Below are 24,450 nucleotides of genomic sequence, written 5' to 3' on the forward strand. Positions count from 1 at the left end.
TAAGTGTATGTAAGGAAGCCAGGGCGTGTCCCATAACTCTTTGGATAATTGACATTTTTCTCAAAGAGGATTATACGGGCTGGTATAAGCAGATAAAAACAAACCCTAGCATCGCTCATTATTTTTTTACATCGAATTTGTAACCAATTCCCCACACGGTGGATAAGCTCCAGGAGGTGTGGTCTTTGATCTTCTCACGAAGCCTCTTAATATGCACATCTACTGTTCTGGTATCACCAATATATTCATATCCCCAGATATGGTCTAAGAGTTGCTCCCTTGTGAATACCTGATTGGGATGGGATGCCAGAAAGTAAAATAGCTCCAGCTCCTTGGGAGGCATTTCTATGGTACCACCAAAATATAATACGGAATAGTTGCTCTGATTAATAATAAGGTCGGGGTAAGAAACATAATCACCGGTTTGTTCCGGAGCTGCAGGAGCAGGCGGCTGATTTACGGCAGGATGAAAGCGTCTTAGAACTGCCTTAACCCTTGCTACCAGTTCTTTGGAGTCAAATGGTTTTATGATATAATCATCCGCACCCAGCTCCAGACCTAATACTTTATCAAATATTTCACCTTTGGCAGAGAGCATGATAATTGGGACGGAAGAATTCTTTCTGATCTCACGGCATACTTCATAACCGTCAATACCCGGAAGCATTAGATCCAGCAGTATCAGATTGGGCTGATATTCTGCGAACTTGGTAATGGCTTCTTCTCCGTCGTGCACCATTAAGGTATCGAAGCACTCCTTCGTCAGATAGAGAGAGATTAACTCTGCAATATTTACATCATCATCTACTATGAGAATTTTCTGCTTGGCAGCCATAAATGACTCCTTTCTTTACTGCTTGAATTCTACGATGGTAACGCCTTGACCACCTTCTCCGAAAGCACCTTCTCTGAAGGTTTTAACATACTTGGTCTTCTTTAAGAAGGACTGGACGGCGTTTCGCAGTGCGCCGGTTCCCCTGCCGTGTATAACGGTTACCTGAGGAAGGTGGGAAAGGTAGGCATCATCCAGGTATTTGTCCAGCATGGACAGAGCTTCATCTACGGTCTTACCGATTAAGTTAATCTCCGTACTGATGTGGAGGGTTTTAGCCATCTTTATCTTACCGCTTCCGGACTTCGTGATGTTGGGTCCGGTAACATCGGGTTCATCAATTAACTCAAGATCGCTTATATTAACCTGGGATCTTAAGATTCCCATCTGTACATATAAATCACCTTTTGCATTGGGAAGAGTACTTACGGTACCCTTTAAACCAAGACTGATTACATAAACTGCTTCTCCAATCTTGAATTCACTGGGTTTTGCAGTCTTTTGGGATTTGCGTTTGCCCTTTATGGCCAGTTTGCTTTCTGCATTAGACAGAAGGTCTCTGACCTTGCCGCGCTCGTTTTCCATATCTTTACCCAGGCCGCCTTCCAGGCCCCATTTGTTGAAATTCTTAATGGTTCGGTCGGCTACGTCTTTGGCTTCCTGAAGGAGCTTTCTTGCTTCTTCATTGGCTTCTGCAAGGATACGATCTTTGGCCGCTGCCAGCTTATCGTTTTGCTGCTCTAATTTCGCCTGCAGTTCCTTGGCCTGTTGTTTTAGAGAATTGATTTCCTCTTTCTCCCGTTCGATTTCCATGCGGTTCTTCTCAAGGTCGGATATTACATCTTCAAAGCTCTTCTCCTGCATACCAATGAGGCCTTTGGCATCCTCTATGATATGATTTGGAAGTCCAAGCTTCGAGGAGATGGCAAAAGCGTTGCTCTTGCCGGGAATACCGATAAGAAGCCTGTAAGTAGGACGAAGGGTTTCTACATCGAATTCACAGCTGGCATTGCTTACTCCTTCTGTGGTCAATGCATAGACCTTAAGCTCGCTGTAATGGGTGGTAGCCATTGTACGTACACCTTTTTTATGAAGGTAATTGAGAATAGCCATTGCAAGAGCTGCACCTTCTGTGGGATCTGTTCCGGCACCTAATTCGTCAAAGAGCACCAGGGATTTGTAATTGGCTTTCTCAAGTATCGTTACATTATTGGTCATGTGGGAAGAGAAGGTACTAAGACTCTGCTCGATACTCTGCTCATCTCCGATATCTGCATATACTTCTTCAAATACAGCCAGTTCAGAGCCATCAAAGGCAGGAATATGAAGGCCTGCCTGACCTAAGAGGGTAAAGAGCCCTACTGTCTTTAAGGATACGGTCTTACCACCGGTGTTAGGACCTGTGATTACTAAAAGGTTAAAGTCTTTTCCGAGGTTGATATCGATAGGCACTACTTTCTTTCCATCAATCAGAGGATGACGGCCTTTCTTGATATTAACGATACCCTTGTCATTAAATACCGGTTCGGTTCCTTTCATCTGCTTGGACAGAGTAGCTTTTGCAAAGATAAAATCCAGTAAAGGCAGTATCTTAATATTGTTGTACAGCTTATCCGCGTGCTGGCCTGCCTGTTCGCTTAAGTCTGCTAAAATCCGCTCGATTTCCTGTAATTCTTTGATCTCCAGTTCTCTCAGGTCGTTGTTCAGCTTCACAACGGCCATAGGTTCTACAAAGAGAGTGGAGCCAGAGGAGGACTGGTCGTGAATCATGCCGGGGAACTGGCCTCTGTATTCCTGTTTAATAGGTATACAGTATCTGCCGTTACGCATGGTAACGATATTCTCCTGAAGAATATTTTTGGAACCGGAGGAATTCACGATGGAATTTAACTGGTCTCTTATTTTGTCATTGGTAATTTTTAGGGATTTGCGGATGCTTTTTAAGGCTGGACTGGCATCGTCGGCTATTTCCTCTTCGCTTAAGATGCAACGCTTAATTTCGTTGTTTAACAAGGTTATGGGTTCCAGGGAGCGAAACATCTCTTCCAGGGAATCGATGTCCTTCTCACCAGTTTCAGAGTCCCCGGTATCCTTTACACCATAAGAACGAATTCTTAAGGTGGCATCAAGGACGGAACAGATAGAGAGGAGTTCGGCGGCACTTAAGGCTGAACCGACCTCCAATCTCTTAAGAGAGCCTCTGATGTCATGGACACCATAAAAACCAAGACTGCCCTTTCTTAAGATTCTTGAGAGAGCATCAGAGGTTTCTTTTTGGGATTTTCTGATTTCTTCTATATCGTTTACAGGCAGCAGGTTGTTGCACATGGTTTTACCCAGACCCGAGCCTGCATAAGTTGATAATTTTTCTATGATTTTATAATATTCCAGTGTTTTTAGTGCTTTTTCGTTCATACATTACTCCATTCTGCCGCTTTTGGCGGCACAAAATCTGAGGAATACATCTCTTTTGTCTCAGATGCCGGATCATCTGAGGAAACCGAACAGAAAAACCCTTGTGATTTTTCGTTGAACCAATGTGCTGATCGGGACATTGATGTTGGACGGTTTCAATTTAAGGATTAAAAGTTGCAGTATTTGTCAGCTCCCACGTCCCCTATTTTACCTTATTTACGGTAAAAATAAAACTATTAAATTGAAAATTACCCGCTATCTGCCGTTTGTTTACAATTCATTCATACAATGTTCATAAGTCCGTGATAAAATAAGGATACGGATTGTCCCATCATGTACAAAATATTAGACTAAAAGCCGGAGAGAATCAAAAATGTCAGAGGATAAATACAATAAGGAATCCAACGAGTATTTATTTATACAGGAACAGATATCGTCCAAAAGAAGGAGCAGAAAGGTTCGTATGCTGCTGTCGCTTCTGTGGACGATTATTTTAGCTTGTGTATTCGCGTTAGTAGCTGCAGTCGTATTTTATTTGGCGAATCCTTTTATTGTTAAGCTGCTTGGAGACGGTACGGATAAAAAGACAGTGGAATTCCCGACACTTACACCGGATGATGAAGGAAAAGCGACAGCTTCCGGTACTCCTACTCCTTCTGTGACACCCACGCCTACCCCTTTGGAGTCGGATAAGGATGATGATAAGAAGGAAACGGTATATGTGACCACTCATATTCAGGCAGATATTAAGGATTTAGCCAGCATATATGCAGAAATAAAAGATATAGCTTCCGGCGTTAATAAATCCATTGTAAATATCATTAATGTCAGCAGTAAGGTGGATGAATTAAATGAAAATGAAAATTATGATGTAACAAGGGCAACTACAGGACTGATTATAGCCAATAATGAGGTGGATATCCTAATATTGGCGACTTATGATAAATTACAGGATAATCTTAAACTGCAGCTAAACAATGAGTTGTCGGTAAAGGCACGGCTTCAGGATTATGATGAAGATCTTAATCTGGCTGTAGTTGCTGTTAGCCTTGAAGATATACCGGATGCAATGAAATCGAACCTGGAGGCGGCGAAGCTTGGGGAATCTTATTCTCTGACGGTGGGTACGCCAGTGATAGCTCTTGGCAGTCCAAACGGCTATGTGGGTTCCATGGAACTGGGTATTATATCCAGCAAAGATTCCAGTATTTACATAACTGACAATAAGATTGATCTGTTCAATACCGACATAAATTATAACGAGAAAAGTGATGGTGTAATTGTAAACATGTCCGGTGAGGTTATTGGTATTATAACCAGTAAATTAAAGGATGAGCAGAATCAGAATGTAAATACGGTAATCGGAATATCAAAAATCAAGAAAAGCATACAGAGCATGGTGAATCAGACGGAACGCAGTTATTTTGGCATTAAGAGCGGTGATATGAGCGAAAAAGAGCTTAAGAAAGAAAATCTTGAACATGCAATCTGTGTAACAGAGGTAGAGGGTAATTCACCAGCGCTTGAAGGCGGTCTGCAGAGCGGAGATATGATAATCGCTATTAACGACGTACCAATCAGCAGCGTGGCTGTATTTAACAATACCATTACGTCCCTGAAACCAAAGGAAACCGTTGAAGTAACCATACAGCGAAAGATAAAAGAGGAACCCAAGGAAATGAAATTATCAGTGGTCCTTGGAAAAGTGAATAATAAATAAATCCAAGCTATTGGATTCAAGATATGATTTATGCCGGACAGAACTGCTATGTATCTGTCCGGCATTTTTGCGGGTATAAATAAGTTTTGGTTTCTTCGGGTTCCAACAAACCGTATCCAGGCCGTTATTTATTATTTTTTTGAAAATTATTTCCTTCTAGGCGTTTATTGTTGGGAGTGTGGTATAGGTCTGAATCTGGAGAGAGGGGTTCTTGAGTTTGCGCAGGAGCATATCACCCGCCTGGATACCCATATCATATACATTAATATCAATTACAACTGGCTTGGGGTCAAGGATTTTGGAATAAGGGTATACGTCAAATATAACAAAGGCAAGGTCCTCAGGGACTCTTAAATTAAGCTGCTCTATGGCTTTGGCAGTGCCTAAGGCAAGGGTGTTATTCTCGCATATAATAGCTCTGGGAGGTTTTGCTGCCTTTAACAGAGTGAGTGCAGCCTGATAACTTTCCTCTCTGCCAGAATCTGTATAGCAGATTCTATCTGCTCCAACCAGATAGCCGTATTGATGCATAGCGCCAAGAAAACCCTTCAGGCGCTGGGTGGAAATATAGTCGGTTTTCTTGCCACCAATAAATGCGACATCACCATAACCGCAGGAAATCAGATATTCAGCGGCAGTCTGACCTGCCAGAGCGTGGTTGGTATCTACCCAGCATAGCTGGGAGTCAAACCCTGGATGACCAATCAAGATGTGGGGAAATTGCTGCCTGGTTATCAGGTCTGCTATTTCTTTATTGATAGCAGAACCATGAATTATCATGCCGTCAGCGCATTTCTTGGACATAACATTTGCTACGGATTCTCCTTTTTCTGAGTCTGCTGAGGTATCCACCAGAGTCAGGGAGTAATTATTTTCGGACAGGACTCTGTTAACTCCGCACATGATGTCGAACATATGTGGGTTATGGTAGGCCTCATCTTTATTTAGAGAGGTCAAATACACAATATTCCTGGTGGCCTGACGTGCAAAGCTGACGGCTCTGGAATTAGGGGTGTAATCTAGTTTACGGATAGCTTCCTGTACCCGTTCAGCAGTAGCCGGAGATATGGTGGTCCAGTTATTCAGTACCTTGGAAACCGTAGAAATAGAAACACCAGCTTCTTTTGCAACATCACCAATGGTTATAGGCATAGTAGCCCTCCTTAAATACATACAGTTTTTCTATTATAGTATAGCGGTTTCCTAACAAAGTCAACTAATTTTACTAAAACATAATTGACTGAAATGCTTTTGTATGGTAAAAATAACACAAACAAACGTGAATTGAGCTTGTTTTTAGAAATGGTACAGGAAAGCGATTTCCTAAATGTTAAGCACCCTGCTTTATGGCAGTGCCACATCTGCAAGCAGGGACACCTGCAATGGAAGCGAGTGTGAAATAAGGGATTTGTACTTTCTGTTCAGGCAATACCGCAGGCAGACTTGCGGTATGCATGGGTGTTCGTGTGAATTATGGAAGAGCATAATACACACGCAAAGCTGTGACAGTGCACATCTGCTAGCGGATGTGCATGGAATGGGAACAGAAAAAGGCATCATATCAGGCTGTGTGAAGAGAATTTCAGTGCCGCTGTAACGGCAGAAGGAGAGGTAATTATGAAGAAAATTGTTAAGGCCATGCTGTGCGTATTGCTTATTATGAGCCTGGCGGGGTGTAGCAGGAACAACACGGTAAGTTCTGTAAAGGAACCGGAAGTAACGGGAAGTGAAACAGGTGAGAATCAGGACTCTAAGGAAGCGACAGAGACAAAACCTGTGGAGCTTAAGATCTGGCATGACGGCGATGAAGCCATTATGGGGATTATCCAGACGAGCCTCAATGAAAGCTTAAAAGACAAAAAGATTACAGTTAACTTTGAGAAAAAAGCCGGACTGACCGACCAGATCAAACTGTATGGAACAGATGCGGCAAACGGACCGGATATGTACCTTTATGCACATGACTCGGTTGGAATGTTTGCAGAAATGGGGATACTTGCTCCCATTACAGATGTCATTGGGGATGAAAGTCTGTCGGAACTGTTACCTATGACGGTGCAGGCAGGTACATACAAAGAGAAGAAGTATCAGTTACCCGTATATTTTGAAACCTTATTGTTCCTTTATAACAAAGACCTGTGGAAGGGAGAGGTACCAAATACTACGGAAGAGCTATACCAGTACATGAAAGAGAATACCGATACGGCAGCAGGCACTTATGCAGTAGTGAATCAGCATTCCACAGCGTATAATGTCTCTCCTTTTATTAACGGATTTGGTGGATTTATCCTTAGTGCAGAGGGAGAACCTGGTCTTAATAACGCGGCTACCAAGGAAGCGATTGATTATAACAAAAAATTTGCAGCGCTTCAGGCGGATGGAGATTACAATACAGTAACTACCTTGTTTAATGAAGGAAAAGCTGCAGCCATAATTGGCGGTCCCTGGCTGATATCCGGTATCAAAGAAGCCGGTATTAATCTTGGCTATAAGTCTCTGGCAGACTTTACATTGCCTAATGGCAGGAACTTAGCACCTTTTGCAGGAGTACAGGGAGTATGTGTTATGAAATATGCCGCTGAAGCCAAAAAGGATGCCATTGGCGAGGTGTTGAAAACACTTGCCGGAAAAGAGCTGGGAGCAGAACTTGCTAAAAAATCCAACTGTGCACCGGCCAACGTGAAAGCCTATGAAGATACTGAAGTTGCTGCCAATGAGATGGTGGTAACCATGAAACAGACTGCTGAAACAGCACAGCCTATGCCTAATATACCACAGCTTACAGTAATGTGGGCACCTACGGAATCTCTTCTGGCAGCAGTCAATAAATCCGGTGAAGATCTGGATAAAGCAGCAGATAAATATCAGCAGGAAGCTTTGACCGCCATTGCCGATATGCAGTAAACAGCAATAGAAGCAGACATCACCGTGCAGGAAGGAAGTTATAGAATGAAAGGAAAAAAGAAGTATCAGCCATGGCTGTATTCATCTCCGGCAATGATTCTCATTGGAATCATAATCGTATTCCCCATCCTTTATACTGGGTTTATATCACTGACCAATATGAATCTGTTTCACTGGTTGGATTACCGGGTCATTGGACTGGAGAATTTTAAGAGGGCATTGTTTAAGGTGGATTCCGGCTTTCTAAAGGCACTATTGACCACCCTTCTCTGGACGGCTGTTAATATGGCATTACAGCTGGTACTGTCTTATTTTATCGCCTTGGGACTTAATGCGCCGGGACTAAAGTTAAGGCGGCTCTATAAGACATTACTTATGTTTCCCTGGGCGATGCCTGCTTACGTATCCATACTTCTGTGGCGGGTTGGTATGTTCAATACGGAATTTGGATTATTCAATAAATGCCTGTCAGCCCTTGGACTGTCAAAGGTGAATTTTCTCTCTGAGAATATACCTGCGTTTCTATCCTGTATGATCTTAAATCTATGGATGGCTCTTCCCTTTATGATTATGATGATAGACGGAGCCCTGCAAAGCATAGATAAGTGCTATTACGAGAGTGCAAAACTTGATGGTGCGGGGTTCTGGAAGCAGAATCTGCATATTACGATTCCCTTTATTAAGCCGATTATGGCTCCGGCTGTGATAATGACGACCTTTACCACTTTTAAGCAGTTCGATATCTTCTATCTGCTGACCATGCAAAAAGGTGCCTATACAGGTGCGACGATACAGACAATTATTACTTATGCACATCAGAATGCATTTGTTTCAAACAATTACGGACTGTCTTCGGCAGTATCTATTATTATATTTGGTATTATTATTGCACTCTCCCTCTTTACCAACCGGGGAGTAAAGGAGACAGGAGAGATGGCGTTGAGGAAGAAAGGAGGGGCATATGACAAAGCATAAAGTACGAAAAGCAGTAGGTTATTCTGTTTTGAACCTGGTCTTTCTATGTTTGTGTTTTTTGGGGCTGATTCCAATACTTTATGCCCTCTCGCTTTCCTTAAGTTCAGGAGGCGGAGCATTATCATCAGGCATTACCTTCCTTCCGAGTAATCCAACTCTGGATAATTTTAAAGCCATAATAACGGAAGAGCCTTTTCTTATCTGGCTCAAGAACTCATTTATCTTAAGCCTTGGTACAATGGTCATTGCCATGGGGGTTTCTGTTGAAGCAGCTTATGCTTTTTCCCGCTTCCGATTTCCAGGGAGGGGAGGCGTACTTAAGCTATTGTTGCTTTTAAATGCTTTTCCTCAGATATTATCTATGTTTGCCTTGTTCAGGCTGTTTAAGGAACTGGGACTTTTAAACAGACATTTAGGTTTGATTCTTATCTATGCGGGTTCCATGTGTATTTTTGGAATATGGAATATGAAGGGGTATTTTGATACGATACCCCTTGAAATCGAAGAAGCCTCAAAAATCGACGGAGCCGGAAATTTGAAACTGTTAGCAGCTGTTATTCTTCCGTTGGCAAGACCTGCGATTATTGTAACCTCTGTTATGATCCTGATTTTTGTATGGAATGAGTATCTGTTTGCGACCACCTTTATGCTAAGCGAAGGAAGTTATTCTTTGGCTGGGGGTCTATATCAGTTACAGACAGGAGATTACGGCAGGAGCTGGTCCATGTTTTCAGCAGCAGCCATCCTGGTGTCCATTCCGATCCTTATTATTTTCTTTTTCATTCAGAAATATATGGTATCCGGCCTGACCTCCGGAGGAGTCAAGGGGTAGGTAAATGTATCAGGGATAAGGCTAGAGGCTGAAGTAAATTTAGCCTGCTGCAATAATGCAGTGCAGAGAGCCAGGAGGTAAAGCGATTCAACTGATTATATCATTAATTTCCCCATGGGGCTGCTGTGGCATCCGGATTGGAAGAAAATCAAACATAGAAAGGAAGCCATCGTAATTCTTTCAATTATTATTTTGGCTATATCCCAGGTGCGCCTGCGATAGATGGATACAGAAATGAACAAAAGTGCAATTTTACATATTCCTCAGTCTCAGTATGCTTTTCCAAACAGCGAGTTTAATATGACCATTCGTTTAAGGGCAGCAGTGGAAGACACAATCACCTGCAGTTTATACATCGGGGACAGAGCCTGCAGCAAGAGCCCGGTGGAATTTACCCGTCTGCCCATGAAGGTTGTTGTGAAAGACGAAGTTTTTGCTTATTATGAGGCGGTATTTGATACAACCTTTAACAGGGTATGCTATTATTTCAAACTGGAGGAAGGAGAGGACTGGGTATATTATTACGCCGATAGATTTACCAGAGACTTACCGGATATAACACTGGAAGGCAGGTTCATTGAAGGGCGCAGTGAATATTATCAGTATCCCTTTATCCTGAGAGAGGAAATACCGGTGGTACCGGAATGGTTTAAGGAGGCAGTGGTCTATAACATTTTTCCTGACAGCTTTGCCACTGGAAAAGAAACCTTAAATAGAACAGAGAAACAGCTTAAATTAAAAGATGGAAACTTATCAAAGGGATCCCTGGGCGGGACTATACAGGGAATCAAGGAAAATGTTGATTATATGAAAGAACTGGGATTTAACTGCATCTATCTGAATCCCATTTTTACGGCAGGAGAATATCATAAATATGATCTGCTGGACTATTACCATATCGATCCATGTCTTGGCAGTGATAAAGAATTTAAAGAGTTGGTGGAAGTAATTCACAGTAAGGGGATGCGCATTGTTATTGATGGTGTCTTTAATCATTGCAGCTGGTATTTCTTTGCTTTTGATGACGTAGTAAGGAACGGGGAGAAATCAATATACAAAGACTGGTTTTATGACCTTACCTTTCCGGTTATCAGGCCGGAGAGCGGTGAGATACCGGAATATGCCTGCTTTGCCTATGAGAAGAAAATGCCAAAGCTCAATACCTCTAACCTGAAAGTGCAGGAATATTTTATTGGAGTCTGCAGGCACTGGCTTAAGGAATATAAGGTAGATGGCTGGCGTCTGGATGTTGCAAATGAGGTGGCAAGAGATTTCTGGAGAGCGTTTCGAAAGGCGGCCAGGGAGGAAAATCCGGAGGCAGTACTAATCGGTGAGGTGTGGGAAAATGCAGAAACCTGGCTTAGGGGAGATGCCTTTGATTCCACTATGAACTATGATTTTAGAAAACATTGCAGAGAGTTTTTTGCCTTTGGCAGCAGGGATGCCTTTCAGTTTGCCGGAGACATTGGAGCCATGCTGCTTCGGTATCCCACTAACATCGCACTGGGGCAGCTGAATTTACTGGATACCCATGATGTGCCGCGATTCCTGTCTCTTTGCAGGCAGGATATGAGGAGGTGGAAGCTTGCCTATATCTTTCTGATGCTGTTTCCCGGCGTTCCCAGCCTGTTCTACGGAGATGAGAAGAAAATTTTCGGGATAACAGAAGCAGAATACAGAAAGCCTATGGAGTGGCAGAGCAAGGACGAGGACTTTGAAGCATTTATAAAGGAGGTTCTTTCCATAAGGAAGAAATATATTACCGCTGCCGCCGGGTATGAGGCTGTTCAGGCAGAGAAAGGAAGCAGGTTGTATTCCTTTGTCCGAAGAGGCTTAAGTTCAAGAATCCTTGTTTGTTTAAATGCCGGGGAACAGGAGGAAGTGACAGATATTCCGGAAAATGCCGTGAAATTACTGGAGTATAACGTTATGGACAGAGACAGAAACCAGGCAACGATTTTAGCATTTGGATTTGGTATTTATCTTATAGAGTAAATGTCTTATAGAGTGATATTTTGTAGAGAAGATATTTTGTAGAGAAGATATTTTATAGAGAAGATATTTTATAGAGAAGATATTTTATAGAGAAGATATTTTGTAGAGAAGGTATTTTATAGAGTAAATATTTTTATAGAATAAATATTTTTTAGAGTAATTATTTTATAGAGTAATTATATTAAACAGTATATATTAAAGAGTAGATATTTTATAAAGTAGTTATTTTACAAAGTTGATTTCATTAAAAGGAAAAGCTGATAATTGCAAGCTTTTATAGATTAGCAATCAGTAGAGTAGTATGTTATAAAGTGAATGTGTTTTTAAATTTGTTTAGCAGGGCTGTTACAGGAATACAGATTTGCGGATATGATTTTCCTCCTGGCATTTTGGCTGACAGATGATGTGATTTGTGTTGAAAGCGGGCTTTTTATGTACGTTTACAGCAGATAAATCTTATCGGAGGTCAGGTAAATTGCTGATGAGATAAATTCTTTCCGAAAAGCTGCATTTTAGGACAGTCCTTTTTCAATGTTTCTAAAGCGGTTGAAATGACGTAACCCATAGGTTATAATGAGTCATACAGAAAACTCAGAAGGAGTTGTGTTACTCTGACAAAAAACGTAATATGATAATAAAGAGCGGAGTAAAATGGTTATTTAGAAAGAGGTTAGGATGAGATACATTAATGATTTAAGAGATGGGGAAATGATTTCTGAAACCTATCTGTGCAAAACAAAGCAATCACTAAAGACGAAGGCTGGCAAGAGTTACTATTCCCTGCTGCTACAGGATAAATCTGGAACATTGGACGGTAAGGTATGGGAGTTATCCCAAGGTATCGACCATTTTGAAAGCATGGAATACATTCACGTAGAGGGGCAGGTCGTGAATTTTCAAGGGGCAATTCAGCTTAATGTCAAGAGAGTCCGCAGAAGTCATGAAGGAGAATATGATCCGGCGGATTTTGTGCCTACTTCGGGGAAAAATATCAATGAGATGTACAGTGAGCTGTTAAAATATATCAGTAAAACAAAAGATAACAACCTTAGAAAACTCTTAGAGAGCTTTTTTGTAGAGGATTCTGATTTTGCGGACAGGTTTAAGAGACATTCTGCGGCTAAAAGTGTACACCATAGTTTTGTTGGCGGTCTTTTAGAGCATACTTTAGGTGTGGTAAGACTATGTGATTATTATGCAGACCATTATCCGCTATTAAATAGAGATTTACTGGTTGCCGCAGCCATGTTCCATGATATCGGAAAGATGGAAGAGCTGTCTCGTTTTCCGGAGAATGATTATACCGATGATGGTCAGCTGCTGGGACATATTTATATCGGCACGGAAGTTATCAGTGCCAGAATCAAAACAATACCTGGCTTCCCGCCTGCCTTAGCCTCTCAGCTAAAACACTGTATCCTTGCACACCATGGTGAGCTGGAATACGGTTCTCCTAAAAAACCTGCTATTATTGAAGCACTGGCACTTAATTTTGCAGACAATACGGATGCAAAGCTTCAGACTATGACGGAATTCTTAAACGGTGGAGATGAAAAAGCTACCTGGCTTGGTATGAACAGATTGTTCGAATCCAATATCAGAAGGACTGTCTTTTAAGATGTAACGGAAGGAATAAACGGTGAAAGAAGATACTGTCTTAAAGAAAAATGAAGAGTGCACCATAACCATAGAGGATATGGGAAATGACGGAGAGGGTATTGGCAAATACCAGGGTTACACCTTATTTGTTAAGAATGCTTTAGTTGGTGATACCGTTCGTGTCAGAGCAATGAAGTGTAAAAAGAATTACGGTTACGCCAGGCTTATGGAAATAATAGAACCCTCACCCTACCGGGTGGAACCCAAGTGCAGCATTGCCACTCAGTGCGGCGGCTGTACGTTGCAGCACCTGGATTATAAGGAGCAGCTTCACAGAAAACAAAAGAAAGTAACTGACTGTATTGAAAGGCTGGGAGGGATTACAGAGGGATATACCCTTTACCCCATTATTGGGATGGAAAATCCTTATTATTACCGTAACAAAGCTCAATTCCCGGTACGAAGAAATAAAGATGGAAAGGTAGCCATTGGTTTCTATGCCGGTGGTACCCATTCAATTATAGATACGGAGCATTGCTGTATTCAGGCGAAGGAAAATGAGGATATTATAAGAGTTGTCCGAAAATTTCTGGAGGAAGAGAATATCAGCATATACGACGAAGAGACGCATAAAGGCCTGGTAAGGCATATTCTTACCCGCGTAGGTTATGTTACCAAAGAGATTATGGTCTGCCTTGTGATTAATGGTAAAGATTTGCCTGTTAAGGAGAAGTTGATAGAGAAACTTAAGGAAATACCGGGGATGAAGAGCATTTCCCTGAACGTCAACAAGGAGAAGTCCAATGTCATACTAGGGGATAAGGTGATTGGGCTTTGGGACAAGTCTCTTGAGGCTGAGGGCTGGGAAAAAGATAAGTCTGCTATTACTCCTTATATTACGGATTATATCGGGGAAGTCAGATTTCGTATATCACCCCTCTCTTTTTATCAGGTTAACCCTGTTCAGACAAAAGTTTTATATGAAAAGGCACTGGAATTTGCTGATTTAAAAGGCAATGAGACGGTCTGGGATCTGTATTGCGGAATCGGAACCATTTCTTTATTTTTGGCAGAGAAAGCGAAGCAGGTATACGGTGTTGAGATAATACCTCAGGCCATCGATGATGCCAGGGAGAATGCAAAGCTGAATGGGATAGAGAATGCTGAATTTTTTGTTGGCGCGGCGGAAGAGGTGCTTCCGGAGAAATACAGCAAGGAACAGATTTATGCAGAGGTCATCGTGGTGGATCCGCCCAGAAAAGGATGCGAAGAAAGTCTTCTGGATACCATCGTTGCGATGGCACCAGAGAAAGTTGTTTATGTTTCCTGTGATCCTGCCACCCTTGGGAGAGATATTAAGTATCTTAGCAGCAGGGGGTATGAACTTAAGAAGGTTCAGCCGGTAGACCAGTTCCCACATACGGGACATGTGGAGACCGTCTGTTGTCTACAAAAGGTGAATATGTAGAAATCCTTGGAGTTACGCACTTTGCGGGGTTTTTTAAGTTCACTGGAAATTAAATTTTGGAAGAAAAAAAGATTTTGGGCGAGATTAAAGTCTCGGTAGTTATAGAACTGGTATGAGTAGACACAAAAATATATCGTTCATAAATCGATTTATTTTAGTAAAATAAACCATCAACAACTTTAAACGAAAAAGCCGAATGACCGCATGTTTTCAACATCTCTGATGTGAAAGCAGGCGGTCTTATTTTTTTGCCAGTTTTCACATGATACCTACGATAATAGCTAAATATGAGTTGGAAAGGCTGACAGAGAAACAGAAATCCTTGTATCTGAATCGAACAGAGTTTAAGAGAAAATCATCGCGTAATATTGATTGGGATTCTATTATTTCTACAGAACAAGAATACAGGAAACAGCTGGATGACATTAATCTGGAAAAGAAGAGACTACAGAAAGAAATCAATATTGGAAATCGTTGCCTGAAAGAAGTACTTTATATTGGTCTTTTGGTTCCAGAGAGTATTGAAAATGAAATGTATATGATGTGAAAGTACCTAGAAAGGCCATGGTAACTTAAGTCAATTGGAATTACATATCAGTATATTTCTGATGAAACAGAAGAGTTATTGTAGGCTTGAAGAGACATTACGAAAGAAATCTGATAGTAAGCAATATTATAGAGAATGAGTAAAAATAAGATAATATCAGTAACAAAATAACAATAATTATTATGTAAAGTAGGTAGCTGCAAAACATTTAGTATTGACATACTAAATGTTTTGCAGTATGATACAATTGTGATAGGAGGTGCCTTAGTGAATAATACAATTTTAGATGGGATCAATCTATTATATCAGCGTGGAGTCACGTCAAGAGAGGAACTTCTCATTGAGTTTTTACGCGTGAAGATGACTCAAAAATATGTAAAGAAGAACACCAGTGTAGATGTACTTTTTTCTAAAATGAAAGAAGTAACGGAACACGAACTTGGAATGTATAATGCAGACCGGGTTGATTTTCAGAATATGTTTCATGCGTTTCAGGATGCAGATACTATAGAATTTGTTACTTATGTTTATAAAGATGACAAAGGTGGAAGCGTTGTTAGCCCTAGATGCCTCACAGATAATATGAAGGAAAGGATTCTTCATATAAAGCCAAAAAACATGTTGATAACAGAAGCAGAAAAACATCTGAATGGTTTAAATGATTTAGTCGAAGCTTGCAGTGGTAAAGTAACATTAACAAGTCAGAATAAAAAATTTTATCTTCTGCTACAGATGGTTTATGAAAATCAAGACAACGTGCAGGTTAAACATCTTTCGATATACAAAGATTTATTGGTTGAGGACAGATATGATTATATATTCTGTTTACCAGCATTTGGGTTCAAAATGAATGATGTACCTGACATTTTTTATACCAGAGACTCAGATGGTATAGCATTACAGAATCTACTGAATTACTTAAATAATAGTGGGAAATTAGATTATATTTCGCCAGCAAAACTTCTTTTTTCGGCTATGGGATTTGAAAAGTTAAGGAAGGATGTAGAAGAAAATTTTGCATTAGAGAGTTTGTTTATTCTTCCAGATGGTCTTTTTAGACCTTGGACTGCTATCAAAACATATTTACTTTCCATAACCAAGGAAAATAAGAAGAATTTGCTCATTGGTTCTTTCGAAATCAAAAAAGATTGTTTTCAATATGATGAAAAACGAGAAATATCATATGCAGAATTTTTAAACCATGAGGATTGGAGAATAGAACTTCTCTTATCAGACGAAAAGGAATGTTTGCAGCAATTCAAAACCTCAGATATTCCAAAGAAAAAACTGAAAGATGTCGCAGAGATATTTCGAGGAAAATCGATCTTGAAGAAAGATGCACTGATCGGTGATATTGCCGTACTAAATATCAGCAATATAGAAAATGGTGAAATCAATTACAATGATCTTGAAACAATTCGTGAAGACGAACGAAAAATCAAGAGGTATGAACTTCTTCAAGAGGATGTTGTTTTATCTTGTAGGGGAACCGCTATTAAATCAGCAGTGTATGAACAGCAAGAACAAATTGTGATTGCATCATCCAATATCATTGTTATTCGACCAGGGAAAGAAATACTAGGTGATTATGTTAAAATATTCTTTGATACACCAGTAGGAATTATGATGATAAAAAGTTTCCAAAGAGGAAGTACAGTAATGAATATTAATCATACAGATATTATGGAAATGGAAATACCAATACTTCCAATGGAAAAACAAAGAGAAATGGTAAATTCTTATAAACAAGAAATAGAAATATATAAAAAGGCAGTTCTGGAAGCGACTCAAAAGTTGGAGCAGACAAAGAATGAAATATACAATGTATTACAGGGAGGAAATATATAATGGCTGACGTTACATTAGGATTTGAAAACCAGTTATGGGATATGGCAGATAAAATGCGAGGAAGAATGGGTGTAAAAGATACAGAATACGGAAATGTTGTATTAGGACTTATTTTTCTAAAATATATCTCTGATAGCTTTGATGAAAGATACAATGAGCTAAAAGAAGAAGGAGATGGTTTTGAAGAAGACCGAGATGCCTATACAGAGAAGAATGTGTTCTTTGTCCCACCATCTGCAAGATGGGAATTCATCAAGAAAAGTGCAAAATTACCGACAATTGGTCAGATTATTGACGATGCTATGATTGCTATTGAAAGAGAAAATAAAACATTGAAGAGTGTTCTTCCAAAAACATATGCAAGACAGGAAATTAATAAGCAGGTGTTAGGAGAATTGGTGGATTTATTTTCTTTCAATCTTGGAAGTAAAGAAGCGAAGGCTCAGGATATCCTTGGAAGAGTATATGAGTATTTCCTTGGAAACTTTGGATCTACAGAAGGAGAATACTATACACCGCCTTCGATTGTACAGTTATTAGTAGATATGATTGAACCATATGAAGGGCGCGTTTACGATCCTTGTTGTGGAAGTGGAGGTATGTTTGTACAGTCTGCAAAGTTTGTGAAAGCTCACGAAGGCAAAGTCGATAATATCCACATTCATGGGCAAGAATCTATCGCAGAGACGTGGAGGCTTTGTAAAATGAATCTAGCCATACGTGGTATAGATGGAAATCTTGGACAGGAAAACGCAGATACGTTTGGAAATGATCAGCATAAAGGTTTGAAAGCTGATTATATCTTAGCCAATCCTCCGTTTAATATAAAAGATTGGGGTGGAGCGAATCTCAAAGAAGACTTGCGTTGGAAATACGGTACACCTCCAGAAGGGAATGCGAATTATGCTTGGATTGAGCATATTATTAGTAAGATGTCTCCGCGAGGAGTGGCAGGCTTCGTTTTAGCTAATGGTTCTATGAGCACGACACAAAAACAAGAGGTTGCTATACGAAAGAATATAATCGAGTATGGAAAACTAGTAGATTGCATTGTTGCATTGCCTTCAAATTTATTTTATAACGTAACAATTCCTGTTTGTCTTTGGTTCTTATCCAGAAAAAGAGATAACAGGAAAGATAAAATCTTATTTATTGACGCAAGAAAAATGGGTACAATGGAAACCAGAAAACATCGAATACTTGAAAATGAGGAAATTCAAAAAATATGTTTAACCTACCATAACTGGCGAGATGGAAAAGATGAATATCAAGATGAACAAGGATTTTGTAAATCTGTTAGTTTGGAAGATGTTAGAAGTACTGGAGATTATATTCTTACACCAGGAAGATATGTAGGAATTGAAGAACAAGAAGATGATAGCGAAGTGTTTGAAGATAAAATGGATCAGCTGGCAAATGAACTTGGGATACTCTTTTCAAAAAGCCATGAGCTCGAAAATAGAATAATAAAAAATTTGGGGGCTTTAGGGTATGAAATTTGATGAGACATGGAAAGAGGTTGAATTAGGGCAATTACTCAATTTTAAAAGAGGACACGATTTGCCAAAAACAAGTATGAATGGAGGAGAAATTCCTGTTGTTGGTTCTAATGGAATAATTGGATATCATGATATATATACAACTGAAAGCCCTTGTTTAACAATTGGCAGAAGTGGGAATATAGGAAAACCATATATTGTAGAGAAAAACTGTTGGGCACATAATACAACGTTATATGTAGATGATTTTAAAGGCAATGATCCTTTTTATCTATATTATCTATTAAAAACCATGAAATTATCTTTTTATGGTGGAGGAAGTGCAGTTCCAACTCTTAATAGAAACCACATTCATCCCATAAAGGTATTTGCAACATTCAATACTAAAATTCAAAAAAGTATAGCTAAATTATTAAAAGATTTTGATATGAAAATAGAATTAAATAATCAAATAAACGATAATTTACTGGAACAAGTGATGGCTTTATTCAAGAACATCTTTGTTGAGTCAAAAACGGAGCACAAAATTTGTAAAGCTGATGAATATTTCAAAATATCTATCGGAAAAACACCACCACGTAAAGAACAGGAATGGTTTTCAACAGATAGCCAAAATATACGTTGGGTTTCTATTTCCGATATGGGAAGTAGTGGAGTATTTATTTCAGACAGCTCCGAATACCTTACACATGAGGCTGTGAACAAGTTTAATGTCGTAATCATTCCCGATAATACGGTATTAGTTAGCTTTAAACTTACGGTGGGCAGAATTGCCATTACAGATGGTGTGATGACTACCAATGAGGCAATTGCACATTTCAAATCATCCAATATGGAAATTAATCCGTATTTGTACTGCTATTTGAAAAATTTCAATTTCCAATCTCTTGGTAGTACATCTTCAATTGCAACTGCAGTAAACTCAAAGATAATCAAGGGCATGCCATTTATAATTCCAAAGGATGATGAACTTCGACAATTTAATGAAGTTGCATTTCCAGCATTTTCTATGATAAAGGCTAATCAGGCTGAGACCAAAAACCTAACACAGTTAAGAGATACAATATTACCTAAATTAATGTCGGGCGAGCTTGATGTTTCTGCTATTGTCCATTAAGTAGATAAATTATCGTTTTTATACATGGAGGAGATACTTATGAAAATACCGATAACAGATTCAATTGTTTTTGCTGTAGCAAATTTAGTTGATGATGCACAAACTGAAACACGAAAACCAAGTCATTATGATTTGGGCGAAGAAATAAGTAGGTGCAAACTTCAAAATGTTGATCCTAATAAAAAGGGTCAGAATTATGGAAAGGCCAAGCGAATGAGAGTTGTGCTGACGTGGGCTTTAGAAAATGATATTGATGCAGGAAGTAAATTGGTTGAGTGTATTCTTAGCTTGATACGTGGTAATGGAGGATTTAGAAATGATTCTCCAAATTATGTCGGAGAGCAATCAATACTTAATGCAGTTGAAGCATTTCGTGTTGAAGGAGTTGCTATGGGCAGTGATGGCGTATTACTTCCAATTGTAATTGAAGATTTACCTTCAATAGAGCAAAAAAAGGCGTTGTTAGCCTATGTAAATCGAGCAAGAAGAGGGGCAGAAGATGCTGCATTGTTAGCGGGTACAAGCAAAGATTTATTAGAAGCAGTATCTGCATACGTATTAACTGAAAAGTTCGGAGGTTATTCTATAAGAGATAATTTCCCAACGGTGTTAGGACAAGCATTTGTAGCTTTAGGATTATCAACAACTCAAGAGAAAAAGAATCTTGGAGAACCAATTCAAAAGGATTTGGAGAGATCAATGTTTGAAACTGCATGTTCAATAAACCGACTCAGAAATAAACAAGGTACAGGTCATGGACATCCATTTGTATCTACCGTCACCAAAGAAGAAGGAAAAGTTGCGATATCTATAATGGGGGCAATAGCGGAATATATGTTAGAAAAATTGTAAGGGAGGGATTTGTGTGAAAAACAAATTCTGTGAATCACAACTTGAAGAAGCAACACTGGAATGGTTCCAGGAACTTGGATATGATATTGCTTTTGGACCGGAAATCTCACCAGAAGGAGATTATCCGGAACGTGATGATTATAGTGAAGTTATTTTAGCAGAACGAATCAGGCAGGCATTAGCAGAATTTAATCCAGAGTTACCAGAAGAGGCTATTGAGGAAGCATATCGAAAGATAGCAGTTCCCCAAAGTCCATCACTCGTGATGAATAACAAGACATTCCAGAAGATGATAACAGATGGAATAGAAGTATCTTATCGTCAGAAAGATGGCACAATAAGGCATGTATTGGCAAAAGTATTTGATTTTGTCCACTGGGACAGAAACGATTTTTTAGCAGTAAATCAGTATACCATTATTGAGAATAGAATTGAGAAAAGACCAGACGTTGTTGTATTTGTAAATGGAATTCCATTAGTAGTAATTGAATTAAAAAGCGCAATCAATGAGGATGTTGATATTTCGGATGCATATAATCAGTTACAGACCTATAAGATGACCATTCCATCACTTTTTACATATAATTCCTTCATGGTAATTTCAGATGGAATTAATGCAAGAGCAGGTACTATTACATCCAATGAAGAGCGATTTATGGCTTGGAGAACTATAGATGGAAACAATGTTGCTCCTTTATCCATTCCGCAGTTGGAAGTCCTAATTAAAGGTATGTTCGAAAGAGAACGGCTCCTTGATATTATCAAACAATTCGTATTATTCCAGTCAGATGGAAAAGACACGTATAAGATTTTAGCAGGATATCATCAGTTCCATGCAGTAAACAAAGCGGTAGAAAGCACAATAAGAGCCACTTCACAAAAAGGAGACAGACGAATTGGTGTTGTTTGGCATACACAGGGAAGTGGAAAAAGTCTTTCCATGGCGTTTTATGCAGGTAAACTGGTTATCAGTGAAGAACTTGAAAATCCAACCATTGTTGTTATCACAGATAGAAATGATTTAGATGATCAGCTATTTGCTACATTTGCAAAATGTAAGGATTTACTGCGTGGAGAACCAGTACATGCTACGGATAGAACAAATTTAAGAGAATTGCTGAATAATCGTACCAGTGGTGGAATTATTTTTACTACTATACAGAAATTTGCACCAGAGAGAAAGTCAACCAGAAAAGAAAGTATACTAACAGATGGTGGATTTTCTGTATCAGAACCTTCGGATTATTATATTGCAGCGGAATCATCAGATGAATACTGTGCAGAACCTATTGTTTTGACAGAGCGTCATAATGTTATTGTAATGGCAGATGAAGCACATCGAAGCCAGTATGGCTTTGGAGCAGATGTAGTCGAAGACGAATCGGGCGCAGACGTAAAATATGGTTATGCAAAGCACATGCGTGATGCATTGCCAAATGCTTCTTTTATTGGTTTTACAGGTACACCGATTGCATTAACAGATAAAAATACAACAGCTGTATTCGGCGATTACATTGATATCTATGATATGACTCGTGCCGTTGAAGATGGTACAACAGTAAAAATCTTCTATGAAAGTCGCATAGCGAAGCTGGAACTGCCAGATGAATTAAAACCTACAATTGATACAGAATATGAAGATATCACCGAATATCAGGAAGAAACCCAGCGCGAAAAGTTAAAGAGTAAGTGGTCACGTCTGGAAGCAATCGTAGGCGCAAAAGAACGTGTTCAGTTGATCGCAAAAGATATTGTAGAACATTTTGAGAAACGACAGGAAGCGCAGGAGGTTGCTGGTGGCAAGGCGATGGTTGTATGTATGAGTCGAAGAATTGCTATCGACTTATACAATGAGATTATAGCATTACGTCCAGATTGGCACAGTGATGATTTGATGTCTGGAAAAATAAAGGTTGTTATGACAGGTTCATCTTCAGATCCGGCGGAGTGGCAGAAGTTTATTGGAACAAAATCTTCCAGAGAAACACTGGCAAAACGAATGAAAGACGTTAAAGATGAATTGCAACTTGTCATTGTAAGGGATATGTGGCTCACAGGTTTTGACGTGCCAAGCATGCATACGATGTATATTGATAAACCAATGCAGGGACATAACCTTATGCAGGCAATCGCTCGTGTTAACCGTGTATTTAAAGAAAAGCAAGGTGGTCTTGTAGTTGATTATATCGGTATTGCAGAGAATTTGAAAACAGCGTTGGCTCAGTACACAGAAAGTGACAGAAAGACGACTGGTGTTGATACAGAAATGGCAGCAGCAGTTATGATAGAAAGACTGGAACTTATTAAAGAAATGCTTCATGAGCATGACTACTCAAAATTCTTTACTGGTACATCCAAAGAAAAAATGCAGGCAATTATCGAGACTATGGACTTTGTCATTGGATTACGTGAAGATGGCAAAAAGGAATACATAAAATATGTGACAGAGTTGTCCAGAGCGTTTTCGCTATGTGCTACAACGGACTCTGCGCAAACTATCAATAATGAAGTAAGTTTCCATAAGGCAGTTAAGGCTTCTCTGGTTAAAATGATTGAAGATACAAAGAAAAAGAAAACAGCATCACAGCTTGACAGTGAATTGAATCAGCTAGTATCTAAGTCGATTTCTTCAAACGAAGTTATTGATATTTTAAGTGAAGTAGGCTTGAACAAGCCTAACATCGCAATTCTTTCTGATGAATTCTTAGAAGAAGTTAAGGGAATGAAGCAGAAGAATCTTGCGGTAGAGTTATTGGAGCGCTTACTGAAAGGCACGATTAAGACCTTTTCCAAGAGAAATCTTGTGCAATCCAAGAAGTTTTCTGAACTGCTGGAACAGTCTATTCGTAAATATCAGAACCGTGCAATTGAAACAACACAGATTATTATGGAACTGATAGAACTGGCAAAACAGATAACAGAAGCCGAAAAAAGAGGAAAAGCCACAGGACTTACCGAGGATGAATTGGCATTTTATGATGCTTTAGCGGACAATGAATCTGCAAAAGAAATCATGGGTGAAGATATTTTAAAGCAGATTGCAAAAGATTTAACAGAAGCAATTAAAGGTAGCGTTACAGTAGACTGGGCAATTCGTGACAGCGTGCAGGCAAAGATGAAGATGGTCGTAAAACGACTGCTTAAGAAATACGGATATCCACCTGATAAGCAGGAAAAAGCAGTGGAAATCGTAATGGAACAAACGAAATTGATGTGTGAGAATGAGGTTAAATAGTATGGCAGGCATAAAGTATGAAATTGTAGAAGAAATCAGCGTACTATCTGAAAATGCAAAAGGATGGAGAAAAGAACTCAATCTGATTAGCTGGAATGATGGAGCGCCTAAGTACGATATTCGTGACTGGGCTCCAGAGCATGAAAAGATGGGAAAAGGTACAAATTTTACGAGAGAGGAAGTTTTGAAGTTAAAGGAGATTCTAAATACAATTATTTAAATGAAAGCCAACACTAGAGGTCAGTTCTTTAGCGTTGGCTTTTGCGTAATTGAGGAGGGTGTATGGCGAAATTTAAGGTAATAAATTCAAAGGAAATTCAGAAGTGAATTTAAAAAGTCGATTGGGATAGCAGATATATTGGGAGATACGGGGAAAATCCTAGAGGCAATTCATCTTTATGAAAAGGATAATGAATATGCTGCTGTTGAAGAATATATTTTTTTCAAGATGTTCTTAAGAGGATTGATATTTTCATAAATTTGTTATTAAGTAGCATTGATTTTTGTTATTTAGTGATAGAAGGGAGGAATCGCTCAGGAAGACGCTCCTCTGACTAGTTGTTCAAAGAAGGCATATCAATGGGATAATACCAGCCTTGAGTTCCTTCCATG

At 39.4% G+C, this 24,450-nt stretch carries 17 protein-coding genes; 14 read left to right on the forward strand and 3 right to left on the reverse strand.

What is annotated here, in order from left to right:
* Positions 1-118: 118 nt before the first annotated feature.
* Together R2R35_RS13410 and R2R35_RS13415 are read right to left on the reverse strand one after the other, a co-directional pair.
* Complete coding sequence (locus R2R35_RS13410; protein ID WP_317730322.1) at positions 119-835, reverse strand: response regulator transcription factor; 717 nt, start codon at positions 833-835, stop codon at positions 119-121.
* 15 nt (positions 836-850) lie between these two features.
* On the reverse strand, positions 851-3,247 hold the full coding sequence (locus R2R35_RS13415; RefSeq protein ID WP_317730323.1) for an endonuclease MutS2: 2,397 nt from the start codon (positions 3,245-3,247) through the stop codon (positions 851-853).
* A 373-nt stretch (positions 3,248-3,620) separates the two neighbouring features.
* Between R2R35_RS13415 and R2R35_RS13420 the strand changes: the two genes are divergently transcribed.
* A complete protein-coding gene (locus R2R35_RS13420) occupies positions 3,621-4,967 on the forward strand; it encodes a S1C family serine protease (protein WP_317730324.1) in 1,347 nt (448 codons plus the stop codon).
* 156 nt (positions 4,968-5,123) lie between these two features.
* Here R2R35_RS13420 and R2R35_RS13425 read toward each other — a convergent pair whose 3' ends face one another.
* On the reverse strand, positions 5,124-6,119 hold the full coding sequence (locus tag R2R35_RS13425) for a LacI family DNA-binding transcriptional regulator (RefSeq protein WP_317730325.1): 996 nt from the start codon (positions 6,117-6,119) through the stop codon (positions 5,124-5,126).
* A 465-nt stretch (positions 6,120-6,584) separates the two neighbouring features.
* Here R2R35_RS13425 and R2R35_RS13430 point away from each other — a divergent pair, with 465 nt between their 5' ends.
* The 13 genes from R2R35_RS13430 to R2R35_RS13490 all read left to right on the forward strand — a co-directional run bounded on the left by R2R35_RS13430 (position 6,585) and on the right by R2R35_RS13490 (position 24,058).
* Complete coding sequence (locus R2R35_RS13430) at positions 6,585-7,871, forward strand: extracellular solute-binding protein (RefSeq protein WP_317730326.1); 1,287 nt, start codon at positions 6,585-6,587, stop codon at positions 7,869-7,871.
* A gap of 45 nt (positions 7,872-7,916) precedes the next feature.
* A complete protein-coding gene (locus R2R35_RS13435) occupies positions 7,917-8,846 on the forward strand; it encodes a carbohydrate ABC transporter permease (protein WP_317730327.1) in 930 nt (309 codons plus the stop codon).
* Positions 8,833-9,678 (forward strand): sugar ABC transporter permease, encoded by an 846-nt coding sequence (locus tag R2R35_RS13440; RefSeq protein WP_317730328.1) that lies wholly within the window; start codon positions 8,833-8,835, stop codon positions 9,676-9,678. The genes R2R35_RS13435 and R2R35_RS13440 overlap by 14 nt, the downstream gene beginning before the upstream one ends.
* A gap of 234 nt (positions 9,679-9,912) precedes the next feature.
* Entirely contained in the window at positions 9,913-11,673 is a 1,761-nt protein-coding gene (locus R2R35_RS13445) for a glycoside hydrolase family 13 protein (protein ID WP_317730329.1), read from the forward strand.
* A gap of 675 nt (positions 11,674-12,348) precedes the next feature.
* A complete protein-coding gene (locus R2R35_RS13450; RefSeq protein ID WP_317730330.1) occupies positions 12,349-13,290 on the forward strand; it encodes a 3'-5' exoribonuclease YhaM family protein in 942 nt (313 codons plus the stop codon).
* Positions 13,291-13,369: 79 nt separating this feature from the next.
* On the forward strand, positions 13,370-14,740 hold the full coding sequence (gene rlmD, locus R2R35_RS13455; protein WP_442872292.1) for a 23S rRNA (uracil(1939)-C(5))-methyltransferase RlmD: 1,371 nt from the start codon (positions 13,370-13,372) through the stop codon (positions 14,738-14,740).
* Between the two features lie 262 nt (positions 14,741-15,002).
* Complete coding sequence (locus R2R35_RS13460) at positions 15,003-15,287, forward strand: hypothetical protein (protein WP_317730332.1); 285 nt, start codon at positions 15,003-15,005, stop codon at positions 15,285-15,287.
* Positions 15,288-15,554: 267 nt separating this feature from the next.
* Positions 15,555-17,135: a restriction endonuclease subunit S gene (locus tag R2R35_RS13465; RefSeq protein ID WP_317730333.1), complete on the forward strand. Its 1,581-nt coding sequence runs from the start codon at positions 15,555-15,557 to the stop codon at positions 17,133-17,135.
* Positions 17,135-18,637, forward strand: coding sequence for a type I restriction-modification system subunit M (locus R2R35_RS13470; RefSeq protein ID WP_317730334.1), 1,503 nt, complete (start codon positions 17,135-17,137; stop codon positions 18,635-18,637). Before R2R35_RS13465 ends, R2R35_RS13470 begins: the two co-directional genes overlap by 1 nt.
* Positions 18,627-19,751, forward strand: a complete 1,125-nt coding sequence (locus tag R2R35_RS13475; RefSeq protein ID WP_317730335.1) for a restriction endonuclease subunit S — start codon at positions 18,627-18,629, stop codon at positions 19,749-19,751. The genes R2R35_RS13470 and R2R35_RS13475 overlap by 11 nt, the downstream gene beginning before the upstream one ends.
* A 39-nt stretch (positions 19,752-19,790) precedes the next feature.
* On the forward strand, positions 19,791-20,603 hold the full coding sequence (locus tag R2R35_RS13480) for an abortive infection family protein (RefSeq protein ID WP_317730336.1): 813 nt from the start codon (positions 19,791-19,793) through the stop codon (positions 20,601-20,603).
* A 13-nt stretch (positions 20,604-20,616) separates the two neighbouring features.
* Positions 20,617-23,838 carry a type I restriction endonuclease subunit R gene (locus tag R2R35_RS13485; protein ID WP_317730337.1) on the forward strand — a complete coding sequence of 1,074 codons (3,222 nt, stop codon included), beginning with the start codon at positions 20,617-20,619 and terminating at the stop codon, positions 23,836-23,838.
* Position 23,839: 1 nt separating this feature from the next.
* Entirely contained in the window at positions 23,840-24,058 is a 219-nt protein-coding gene (locus tag R2R35_RS13490; protein WP_317730338.1) for a YdbC family protein, read from the forward strand.
* The last annotated feature ends 392 nt before the right edge of the window (positions 24,059-24,450 follow it).

Origin of the sequence: Anaerocolumna sp. AGMB13020 (genome assembly GCF_033100115.1) — a bacterium.
Taxonomy (GTDB): domain Bacteria; phylum Bacillota; class Clostridia; order Lachnospirales; family Lachnospiraceae; genus Anaerocolumna.

What these genes read in the sequence shown, in the direction of transcription:
- R2R35_RS13415 (WP_317730323.1), bottom strand. Translation starts at nt 3,247, where the DNA reads ATGAACGAAAAAGCACTAAAAACACTGGAATATTATAAAATCATAGAA.
- R2R35_RS13460 (WP_317730332.1), top strand. Translation starts at nt 15,003, where the DNA reads ATGATACCTACGATAATAGCTAAATATGAGTTGGAAAGGCTGACAGAG.
- R2R35_RS13435 (WP_317730327.1), top strand. Translation starts at nt 7,917, where the DNA reads ATGAAAGGAAAAAAGAAGTATCAGCCATGGCTGTATTCATCTCCGGCA.
- R2R35_RS13430 (WP_317730326.1), top strand. Translation starts at nt 6,585, where the DNA reads ATGAAGAAAATTGTTAAGGCCATGCTGTGCGTATTGCTTATTATGAGC.
- R2R35_RS13425 (WP_317730325.1), bottom strand. Translation starts at nt 6,119, where the DNA reads ATGCCTATAACCATTGGTGATGTTGCAAAAGAAGCTGGTGTTTCTATT.
- R2R35_RS13480 (WP_317730336.1), top strand. Translation starts at nt 19,791, where the DNA reads ATGAAAATACCGATAACAGATTCAATTGTTTTTGCTGTAGCAAATTTA.
- R2R35_RS13470 (WP_317730334.1), top strand. Translation starts at nt 17,135, where the DNA reads ATGGCTGACGTTACATTAGGATTTGAAAACCAGTTATGGGATATGGCA.
- R2R35_RS13440 (WP_317730328.1), top strand. Translation starts at nt 8,833, where the DNA reads ATGACAAAGCATAAAGTACGAAAAGCAGTAGGTTATTCTGTTTTGAAC.
- R2R35_RS13445 (WP_317730329.1), top strand. Translation starts at nt 9,913, where the DNA reads ATGAACAAAAGTGCAATTTTACATATTCCTCAGTCTCAGTATGCTTTT.
- R2R35_RS13420 (WP_317730324.1), top strand. Translation starts at nt 3,621, where the DNA reads ATGTCAGAGGATAAATACAATAAGGAATCCAACGAGTATTTATTTATA.
- R2R35_RS13450 (WP_317730330.1), top strand. Translation starts at nt 12,349, where the DNA reads ATGAGATACATTAATGATTTAAGAGATGGGGAAATGATTTCTGAAACC.
- R2R35_RS13410 (WP_317730322.1), bottom strand. Translation starts at nt 835, where the DNA reads ATGGCTGCCAAGCAGAAAATTCTCATAGTAGATGATGATGTAAATATT.
- rlmD (WP_442872292.1), top strand. Translation starts at nt 13,370, where the DNA reads ATGGGAAATGACGGAGAGGGTATTGGCAAATACCAGGGTTACACCTTA.
- R2R35_RS13475 (WP_317730335.1), top strand. Translation starts at nt 18,627, where the DNA reads ATGAAATTTGATGAGACATGGAAAGAGGTTGAATTAGGGCAATTACTC.
- R2R35_RS13490 (WP_317730338.1), top strand. Translation starts at nt 23,840, where the DNA reads ATGGCAGGCATAAAGTATGAAATTGTAGAAGAAATCAGCGTACTATCT.